Raw genomic sequence first — 7,900 nt, 5'->3', positions numbered from 1 at the left:
CATGCACGCCGTGGCCAATGATGGACGGCTGGCCATCCGTGATCCGGGCAATCAGGCAGCATACCTTGCCCGAGCCGGCATCAACGGCGGCCACCACATTGCCCTCGCCGCCGGTCCTGCGTGTTCCCATAAGTGCGTCAAGAACCATGCCGGTCTATATCCTCTTTTCCGGATTGTCCGCGCGCCGCGCCGCGCTGGCCGATGTCCGCACAATCATGCGGTCCGGCAGGCGCAGGTCAACGACAACAATGTCCCGGTCCAGGACGTGGTGCTCCCTGTCCGCCTCCGCCAGCCGGCGCAGGGCGCCCGTGAAATCCCCGCCGGGCAGACGCACGGTCACGCCGTTGTCCAGGCGCAGGTCCCAGCGGTTGTCCGGGATCCGGATGCACGAACGGACGCGCCGGCGGATCTCCGGCACTTGGTCCAGCGCCTGGAACAGCTGCCCTGCTTCCTGCGGTGCATTTTTCCCCACAATCAGGGGCAGGCGGGCATAGCGCTCCAGCCCCTCCCGCGTCAGGACATTGCCCTCCACATCCACCACGGCCAGCTTTTTCTCATGCTGCCACAGGGCCATGGGTGTACGCTCGATCAGATGGATGACGATGGTGTCGGGAAGATGCCGGCTGACCGTCGCCTGGCTGACCCACGGAAGGGCCTCCAGCGCCGCGCGTGCACGGGCCGTGTCAAAATCCAGGATGGGATCTCCCGGTTTTGTGCCCAGGATATCCTGGATGTCGCTGATCCGGGTAAAGTTGCGGCCCAGAACACGGACGTCGCGGATGACCAGCCCGCGCGCCTGCAGGCTGGCAGCAAAACTGTTTCCGGCATCTTTCCAGGGAAAAAGGAAATACAGGCCGCATCCTGCAACCAGAACAGCGGCCGCCGGCAGGATCCTGCGCAGGCTGAACAGCCCCCGGTCCGGAGCAGGCGCGCACCGGCCGCCCCGGGCAGGCGCAGGTGCAGGCTTGAACAGGGTCAGGCGGAACATGCGGCGTTCTCCACCATCCACGACACCAGATCACCATAGGACATGCCCGTATACTGCGCCTGCTCGGGCACCAGGGACAGCGGGGTCATGCCCGGCTGGGTGTTGATCTCCAGAAAGTACAGGCCCGATGTGCCCGGCCGGCTGTCGTCCCACCGCAGGTCGGACCGGGACGCGCCCCGGCATCCCAGGGCCGTGTGGGCCAGAAAGGCAAAGCGTTTGGCTTCCTGCGCAATCTCTTCCGGAATGGCGGCCGGCGTGTGATGAGCCGCGCCGCCTGCCGTGTATTTGGCCGCATGGTCAAAAAAGCCGGATGCGGGGCGGATTTCCGTCACCGTCAGAGCCCGGTCGCCCACCACAGCCACGGTCAGCTCGCGTCCGGGGATGTATTCCTCCACCAGCACCCGGTCACCCCAGGACCAGGACTGGCCGGGAGGGGGCAGATTGTCGCCCTTTCGGACGATGCGCACGCCAAAGGATGATCCCTCATTGTTGGGCTTGATCACGTACGGCGGCTCAACAGGCGGAGCGGAGGCAAGATCCTCCGGCCGCACCAGCTGTCCGCGGGGAGAGCGCACGCCCAGACGCTCCACGATCTGCTTTGTCATGGCTTTGTCCATGGCAACGGCCGAGGCAAGTACGCCGGAATGGGTATAGGGGACAGACAGGAAATCCAGAACGCCCTGGACCGTTCCGTCCTCGCCCCCGCGGCCGTGGAGGGCGTTGAAAATCACGTCAGGCCGGGGAGTCAGCGCCTGCAGCAGCGCCGGCAGGTCGCGGCGCACGTCAACACGGGTGACCGTATGCCCCGCTTTCTCAAGGGCATCGGCAACGCCGTTTCCGGATACAAGGCTGATCTCCCTCTCGGCAGACCATCCCCCCATCAGGACGGCAATACGCCTGGATTTTCTGGACATCGGAAACCGGACCGGACTGGTGAAACGTCGTGTATGTTTCCGAGAATTGCATGTTTGTCCGGGAGGGTGCAAGGCCTGATTCGCAAGGGGCCGGCACAGCGAAACGGGCGCCTCCGACCGGAAGCGCCCGCTGCCGGCTGGCTGGTATCAGTTACCAGTTACCCTTGTTGCTGCCGTTATTCTTCTCGGGATTGTTCGGCTGGCCCTGCTTCTGGCTCGGGTTGTTCTGGCCCTGGGTATTTTTCTGGGGATTCTGGGGGTTCTGCTGGTTCGATTGGGCGTTTTTGCCCGGGTTCTGCTGCTGGTTGTTCGGCATATCCTTCATCCTCTGTGCTGTTGCGGAAATGAAGCCCGGGACCGGCACTACGGCACCCGGACCTCATAATCGGTAACGCACAGAAAACAGGATTTGTTCCCAAGAGTTTCAAAACCCTTCCTGAAACCCGCTGCCATGAGCGGATTGCCGCCGTCTTTCGAGAACCGGAACGCAGCGTAAGTTACAGTACGTGAGCACCGGAAGCGGAGAAAGACAAGGCAGGGCGCCATGGCAGTCAGGGTTTATACGTTGAACCGGAAATGCATGATGTCTCCATCCTGGACGGTGTAATCCTTTCCTTCCAGGCGCAGTTTGCCGGCCTCCCGCGCGCCCTGTTCTCCGCCCAGGGAGACAAAGCTGTCGCAGTCCATGGTCTCGGCCCGGATAAAGCCCTTCTCAAAGTCCGTGTGGATAACCCCCGCCGCCCCGGGCGCCTTTGCACCGCGGCGCACGGTCCAGGCGCGGGCCTCCTTCGGGCCCACGGTGAAAAAGGTGATCAGGTCCAGCAATCTGAACCCTGCCCGGATGACCTTGTTGAGGCCCGGCTCGTCCAGCCCCAGCGAGGCCAGATATTCCTTTTTCTCCTCCGGGCCCAGCTGGGCCAGCTCGGCCTCGATGGCGGCCGAGATGATCACCGCCTCGGTCCCCTGCGCCTTCGCCATGACCTGGACCTTTGCTGACAGGGTGTTTCCGGTAGCAGCCGAGGCCTCCTCCACGTTGCACACATACAGGACCGGCTTGCCGGTCATGAGCTGGAGCTTTCCGAACGCGGCCTTTTCATCGTCGGACAGCGACGGCAACAGGGTCCGCGCCGGCTTTCCGGCCCGCAGGGGCACCAGCGCCTTTTCCATGATGTCCACCTGGGCCTTTGCCTCCTTGTCCCCGCCCTTCGCCTTTTTCTGTGCGGCCACCAGGCGCTTGTCCAGGCTGTCCATGTCGGCGATCATCAGCTCGGTGTCCACGGTTTCCGCATCGCGCAGGGGATCAACCGAGCCTTCCACATGGGTGATGTCGCCGCTCTCGAAACAGCGCAGGACGTGGACGATGGCGTCCACCTCGCGGATGTTGCCCAGGAACTGGTTGCCCAGCCCCTCCCCCTTGCTGGCCCCGCGCACCAGACCCGCGATGTCCACAAACTCCAGCTGGGTCGGGATGATTTTGGCTGAGCCTGCGATTTTCGCCAGCGTGTCCAGACGCGGATCCGGCACACTGACCCGGCCGATGTTGGGCTCGATGGTGCAGAAGGGATAGTTGGCGGATTCAGCCGCCTGGGTGCTGGTCAGGGCGTTGAACAGGGTCGACTTTCCCACATTGGGAAGACCCACGATACCGCAGTTGAAACCCATATTATGTCCTCGTTTTTACATATTCACCGCAGAGATGCAGAGATTCCGGATTGTCTTCCTGAAGGAGCGAATGCGACTGAAGGATTCTTAATTGCAGTCAGAAAGATCCTTCGCTGTGCTCAGGATGACAGGATACTTCTCTGCGTCCTCTGCGTCTCTGCGGTGAACAAGGGTTTTCATAATTCAGCAATACCTGAAAATTCCGCCCTCACGCCGCCGCGGCCTGCAGGCGACCTTTCGCCAGGGCCGCTTCCCAGGCCAGCAGGATGCGCTTGCGCAGTGGTCCGCCGCCGTAGGTGTGGATCTTTCCCGATCCCAGGACAACCCGGTGACAGGGCACGATGATGCTGACGGGGTTCGATCCTACCGCCTGGCCCACGGCGCGCACGGCAGCGGGGCGGCCAACAGCTGCGGCCACATCGCCATAGGTGAAAATGCTGCCCACAGGGATGCGGCACAGGGCCTTCCACACGTCCACCTGGAACGGTGTGCCGCGGACCACAACATCCCACGGGATCGCGGGATCCGTCAGCCGGGCCGCTACAAAGGCTGTGTCCCGCGCACTGTCCCGGAAGTCCGCTCCGGCCAGGGCCTTCGTCATCACCTGCATTGCCGCCGCATCGCCGGTGGCGGCAAAACCCAGCCAGCACAGCCGGTGATCCGACAGGCCCACCAGGACACGCCCCAGCGGCGTTTCGTGAAAGCCATAAATGACCGTGCCGAAATCCTCCGGCCTTTCCACGGCTTTCCACCCGATGTTCACGGCGGGCTTCCCGGGAAGGCGCCCCCTGTGCTCCAGAAGGGCTCTGGCCTGGCGGAAGGGCACATTGTCCAGAAAAGCCTCCGGCATCACACCGGCAATGGCCATGAAAACCTGCCGGAACTGATGCGGGTTCAGACCAGTCATGGCGGCCAGTTCGGGGATGGCCGGCGGGTCGTCCGGATGCAGCGCCGCATGTTCCATGGCCCGTCCCATGAGGCGGATATCAGCGTGGGTCATTGTTCAGGCCCTCCATTCAGGCACGCCGCAAGGTTCCGGGCGTTGAAAAGCATCAGGTCAAAATACAGGCCCGGTCCCGGTTTCAGAGAAATTCCTTCAGGATCCAGGACACCGGTGCGGACAGCCGTTCCGTCAGTCAGGGCCGCAATCCTGCGGGAACCGGATCCGGGTTCAGTAAACACGCACACCGCGCGGGCGTCCACAATTTTCTGCCGCAGGGCCGACAGGCGCCGGGCGCCGGGAACCTGATCCGGACTGACCGTGACAGCGCCGGCACCCTTCAGGCCCCAGACCTGCTCCATATACTGGAAGGCATCATGGGAGACGATAAAGGGCCGGTCCCGCACAGACCCCAGAAGGGAAGAGATGTCCCCGCGCAGGGTTTTCAGGCGGGCCTCTGTGTCCCGGGCATTGCGCCGGTACAGGGCGGCGTTGTCCGGATCCTTTTCCGACAGAACCTTTTCAGCAAGACGCACAATCCGGATGGCATTGTTCGCATCCAGCCAGGCGTGGGGATCCAGGGCTTCCGGTTCGTCCTCTCCATGATCGTGGTGATGGTCTCCCCATACGCCACCGGCCCGGACGGGAAGAACCTCCAGCACATCCGGCGACAGAAGGGTTACAACCTGCGCCCGGCCTGCAAGGGTTTCCAGCGGATGGACCAGGAATGTCTCCAGCGCCGGACCCATCCAGAATACAGTGTCCGCGCCCGCCAGCGCGGCGGCATCGGCGGGCTTCAGGGTATAATCGTGGGGCGAGGCCGCCCCGCGCACCAGAAGATATGGCTCCCCCGCACCGGCCATGACACTGGCCACCAGGGAATGGACAGGCTTGATGCTGGCCACCACCTTCAGGCCCTCCGCCCGGGCCGGAAAGGCCAGGCACACGGCCAGGATCCATATACACACAGCGATACGCTTCATGCCGGCATCCTTTTGTGTCTCCGATGGATCTTATACATGTACATGCGAAAGCCTGGCTAAGGAAACTGGAATCCCTCTCCTGCAGGAGAGCGGGAGAGACCCTGTTTCTCAACCGCATTGAGTTCCACGGCCGGGCATGGTCATATACGGGCAGATCATGAAAGGAACCGCCATGTCCTCCACCGCGACCGCACAGACCGGAAAGACTGAAAAAGCCGTGAAAACCGCCATCTCCCCCACCCGCGCGGAAAACTACGCCGACTGGTACCAGGCGGTGATCAGCGCCGCGGACATGGCCGAAAACTCCGGCGTGCGCGGCTGCATGGTGATCAAGCCCTGGGGCTATGGCATCTGGGAACGCCTGGCGCGCGAACTGGACGACCGCTTCAAGGCCACGGGGCACGAGAACGCCTATTTTCCCCTGTTCATCCCCCTCAGCCTGATCGAGAAAGAAGCCACCCACGTGGAAGGCTTTGCCAAGGAAATGGCCGTGGTGACCCACCACCGTCTTGTACAGAAGGACGGCAAACTGGTGCCCGACGGGGAGCTGGAGGAACCGCTGGTGATCCGCCCCACCTCGGAAACCATCATCGGCGAGGCCTTTGCCCGCTGGATCGAAAGCTACCGCGACCTGCCCGTGCTGATCAACCAGTGGGCCAACGTGGTGCGCTGGGAGATGCGCACGCGCCTGTTCCTGCGCACCACCGAGTTTCTCTGGCAGGAAGGCCATACGGCCCATGCGGACAGGGATGATGCGATGCGCGAGACCCTGCAGATGCTGGAGGTCTATCGCGATGTGGCCGAAAACGTCATGGCCATGCCGGTGATCAAGGGCGAGAAGACGCCCGGCGAGCGTTTTCCGGGCGCCGTGAACACGTACTGCATCGAAGCCATGATGCAGGACGGCAAGGCCCTGCAGGCGGGCACATCCCATTATCTGGGCCAGAATTTCTCAAAGGCCGCCGACATCAAATTCCAGACAAAAGACGGCGGGCTGGATCATGTGCACACGACTTCGTGGGGCGTCTCGACCCGCCTCATCGGCGGCCTGATCATGACCCACGGCGACGACAACGGCATGAAGGTACCGCCCAAACTGGCGCCGTTCCAAGTGGTCATCGTGCCTATTATCCGGGCTGATTCTGACCGGGACGCGGTCATGGCGTACGCAGACAGGGTGGCCAAACAGCTGGGCGCGACCACGGCCTTTGGCGAGAAGGTACGCGTGAAACTGGACGGCCGCGACGTGCAGAGCCAGGACAAGCGCTGGCAGTGGATCAAGAAGGGCGTGCCGCTGATCCTTGAAATCGGCCCGAAAGATGTGGCAAGCGGACAGGTCTGCGCCGTGTGGCGGGACGATATCGGGAAAAAGAATTTTGTTGCGACGGATGCGCTGGCGGCCAGCATCGGCCAGGACCTGGGGGCCTACCAGCAGCGCCTGTTCGACGCAGCGAAAGCCCTTCAGAAATCCCGCATGGTGACAAACATCAAGACGCGGGCCGAGCTGGAAGCCTATTTCAGCAGCTCCGGCGACCAGGGGTATTCCACCGGCAAAGGCTTCGTCCTGGCCCCTTTCTGCGGCGACGAATCGGCGGCCGAACCAGTCCTGAAAGCACTGGGAATCACCCTGCGCTGCGCACCCTTTGATACCCCCGTCACCGGCCCCTGCATCATCACAGGTGGAAAAGCGACCATGGAGGTCATCCTTGCGCGCAGCTACTGACCATTTTTCTGTTATTGTTTCATCGGCCTGTGGTACGGGAATGTCTTGATGACAAGTTATTCCCGATCCCCGGTTTGCGGTGCGTAAATGTCTGGCACGGAACAAAAGCCCGGTATTACGAAAACACAGGAATTCGGGGTTTTCCGCCGGTCTCTGGCTGACCTTCCCAGGGATCCGGGCGCTGTGGCCGCTCTGGTCTGTTTTGCCAGATGGGAAAGCGGGCATGCCAATCCAAACACCCTGCGTCTTGGCGCGCAGGCCCTGATGCTGGACCCAAGGCGTGACAAGTTCGATATTCTTGAAAAGGCCCATCGCAGGCTTCTTGAGGACGGTCTTCACGGTATTCTCTCCAGGGCTGCGTTCCGGGAAGGCGTTGCCTCCGGACTTCATTTCTGTGTGACAGGAACCCTTCCGGAAACACTGGGTATGGCCTGCGCCTCGGAAATCATGACAGAGGACATGCAGGTTCTGGCCCACAAGGCAATAGCAGCCGGTACGGTCGACATGATTCTGGCAGGCCGCACCGAGGGCCTGGGACAAAGCCTGCTGTATCTTGCAGATTATCCTCTGGCCCGCTGGGCCATCCTGCAGGGCCTCCGCACAGCTCTGTATGAGACCGGAAAGATTCATGGCTCCGGGACAGCAGGATACCTCCGCGCACTCATGTCAGACCTGAGCATGGTTCTTTTC

Annotated in this window: 8 protein-coding genes; 2 read left to right on the top strand and 6 right to left on the bottom strand. The window is 62.3% G+C overall.

Going from position 1 to position 7,900, the window contains the following annotated elements:
- Nucleotides 1–154 precede the first annotated feature (154 nt).
- From M3O22_05210 to M3O22_05185, 6 genes are all read right to left on the bottom strand, one after another.
- Nucleotides 155–988 (bottom strand): FtsQ-type POTRA domain-containing protein, encoded by an 834-nt coding sequence (locus M3O22_05210; protein ID MDP9196153.1) that lies wholly within the window; start codon nt 986–988, stop codon nt 155–157.
- Nucleotides 976–1,902, bottom strand: coding sequence for a D-alanine--D-alanine ligase (locus M3O22_05205; GenBank protein ID MDP9196152.1), 927 nt, complete (start codon nt 1,900–1,902; stop codon nt 976–978). The genes M3O22_05210 and M3O22_05205 overlap by 13 nt, the downstream gene beginning before the upstream one ends.
- Before the next feature lie 151 nt (nt 1,903–2,053).
- Nucleotides 2,054–2,218, bottom strand: a complete 165-nt coding sequence (locus M3O22_05200) for a hypothetical protein (protein ID MDP9196151.1) — start codon at nt 2,216–2,218, stop codon at nt 2,054–2,056.
- 242 nt (nt 2,219–2,460) lie between these two features.
- Complete coding sequence (gene ychF / locus M3O22_05195; protein MDP9196150.1) at nt 2,461–3,564, bottom strand: redox-regulated ATPase YchF; 1,104 nt, start codon at nt 3,562–3,564, stop codon at nt 2,461–2,463.
- 208 nt (nt 3,565–3,772) lie between these two features.
- Nucleotides 3,773–4,564 (bottom strand): methylated-DNA--[protein]-cysteine S-methyltransferase, encoded by a 792-nt coding sequence (locus M3O22_05190; protein MDP9196149.1) that lies wholly within the window; start codon nt 4,562–4,564, stop codon nt 3,773–3,775.
- A complete protein-coding gene (locus tag M3O22_05185; protein MDP9196148.1) occupies nt 4,561–5,487 on the bottom strand; it encodes a zinc ABC transporter substrate-binding protein in 927 nt (308 codons plus the stop codon). The genes M3O22_05190 and M3O22_05185 overlap by 4 nt, the downstream gene beginning before the upstream one ends.
- A 172-nt stretch (nt 5,488–5,659) precedes the next feature.
- Between M3O22_05185 and proS the strand changes: the two genes are divergently transcribed.
- The gene (gene proS, locus M3O22_05180) at nt 5,660–7,210 is read left to right on the top strand and encodes a proline--tRNA ligase (protein ID MDP9196147.1); all 1,551 of its coding nucleotides are present in this window, start codon (nt 5,660–5,662) and stop codon (nt 7,208–7,210) included.
- A gap of 87 nt (nt 7,211–7,297) precedes the next feature.
- Nucleotides 7,298–7,900 (top strand): hypothetical protein (locus tag M3O22_05175; GenBank protein ID MDP9196146.1); only part of this gene is annotated, 603 nt, incomplete at its 3' end.

This window comes from Pseudomonadota bacterium (genome assembly GCA_030775045.1).
In the GTDB taxonomy this organism is placed as follows: domain Bacteria; phylum Pseudomonadota; class Alphaproteobacteria; order JALYJY01; family JALYJY01; genus JALYJY01.
The sequence above is the reverse complement of the archived record's forward strand: the minus strand, read 5'-3'. Positions and strand labels throughout refer to the sequence as shown.